Below are 1,903 nucleotides of genomic sequence, written 5' to 3'. Positions count from 1 at the left end.
ATCGGATAGGAGCCTAGGGATTATTTCCCTAGGCGACCTTCCACACCACCCGGCATACGGATCCGTACCAAGGCGGTTCTTAATTTACGATACATTTTAGGTAGATGTCATTTAGGAACGTGTAGCCTGCTTTTCTTAGATTTATCGTAGTTAAAGATGTTTTCAGGATTGGACTAAGTGCAGTTCGACAATAGCTCTTTCGAGTATTAGCCCATTGATAGGCTTGATTGTCTCTAATACCAGCCTTTCTAAGATTGTTGTATTTAGTACTTATCTTCTTCCAACTTTTCCATATACACATTCGTATTCTAAATCTAAGCCATTCGTCTATACGTTTAATCTTGTTTGACATATCCGCTAGTTTAAAATAGGATATCCAACCCTGTACGTAGTATCGCAAGAGTTCTTTCGTCTTTTGATACCCCACACCATTACTACGATTAGTAATTTCCTTTAACCTGTCCTTAAGTTTACTATAAGTCTTTGGGTGTACACAAAGCCCCCATTTTCCTTTACTTTTGTTATAGAAGCTATATCCAAGGAACTTCTTTCCTTTGATATACCCAACCGTAGTTTTCTCTTTGTTTACCTTTAAGTATAATACGCTTTCAATAAACTTAGTTATACTTTCCTTAACACGAAGACATGCTTTCTTACTCTTACAGAAGATTAAGCAATCATCTGCGTAGCGCACAAAACGATGTCCTCGTCTAGCGAGCTCCTTATCTAATTCATCAAGCATTATATTGCTCAACAAAGGACTTAGAGGACCGCCTTGCGGAACACCTAATATACTTTCTTCAAATTTGTTTCCCACAACAACACCAGCTCTTAGGTACTTATGAATGAGTGATATCACTCGTGGGTCTTTGACTTTCTTCGATATTAGTTCTATAAGCCTACTGTGATTAACAGTATCAAAGAATTTCTCTAAGTCTAAATCCACTACATAGTGATACTTATCATTGAGGTGACTTTCTACTTCTTTCAAAGCAGTATGACAGCCTCTTTTGGGTCTAAAACCGTGGCTACTTGCGTGGAATTCTTGTTCGTAAATGGGCGTTAGGATTTGAGCAATACTTTGTTGGACTAAGCGGTCTACGACAGTAGGAATACCAAGTGACCTTGTTTTACCTCCCTCTTTAGGTATCTCAACTCTTCGAACAGCTTGGGGTTTGTATTTCCCCTTTTCTAGCGATGTGATTAATGACTCTTTATTTTCTAAGAGCCATTCTAATAAATTCTCAGTGGACAACTTGTCTATTCCAGAACTCCCTTTATTGGATTTGACCCTTTTATAAGCCATATTCATATTGGAAGGACTGAGGATTAGTTCTAATAGTTTCCCCTGACCTAAATGTACTTCCGTGAGGTTGTTTTCAGTTATCCCAATAAAGGTCTGCACTCCTTGGTAGCTGTCGGATTCCGTCCTATCCTTCCCAAGGCAGTTATCAAAATTATTCGATATTTTCTGCATTCGTTCCTTCAAAGGTAACATTCATTTACTACTCACTTAATTAAGTTCAGTCCTTCGGTACTTAATTTTAGTACCTACTATGACCTCTGCTGACTTCTTATAGCAATTGTTATCCATAGTTCTGTAAAAAAAAACTTCCCTATGTCTATAAGACCTCCCCAGGTAAGAACGATAACTTTCCTCTCATCTACCTGCTATATTTACCATGATGTTTCCGTACAGTTTGGGACTTCAGTTTGTGTAGCAACTTTATCCAACATTTCTGGCCTTATATATAGTTTCTGTTCGTCAGGTCAAGAGTTTGCCTACTGCTTCCTTCAGATTCCACTTCACAGTGGACACCCTTGCATTTAGCTAACACTTCCCACTGTAAAGGCGTGTTCGGGACTTGCACCCTAGAGTTACCGCCCATGCTGGGCACACTAC

General features: G+C 39.0%; 1 protein-coding gene. It reads right to left on the bottom strand.

Annotated elements, in window-relative coordinates; genetic code table 11:
* Nucleotides 1-79: 79 nt before the first annotated feature.
* On the bottom strand, nucleotides 80-1,477 hold the full coding sequence (gene ltrA / locus ACM55F_RS18745; protein ID WP_416855326.1) for a group II intron reverse transcriptase/maturase: 1,398 nt from the start codon (nucleotides 1,475-1,477) through the stop codon (nucleotides 80-82).
* Between the last annotated feature and the right edge of the window lie 426 nt (nucleotides 1,478-1,903).

Source organism: Flavobacterium melibiosi (genome assembly GCF_048158545.1).
Taxonomy (GTDB): domain Bacteria; phylum Bacteroidota; class Bacteroidia; order Flavobacteriales; family Flavobacteriaceae; genus Flavobacterium; species Flavobacterium melibiosi.
The sequence above is the reverse complement of the archived record's forward strand: the minus strand, read 5'-3'. Positions and strand labels throughout refer to the sequence as shown.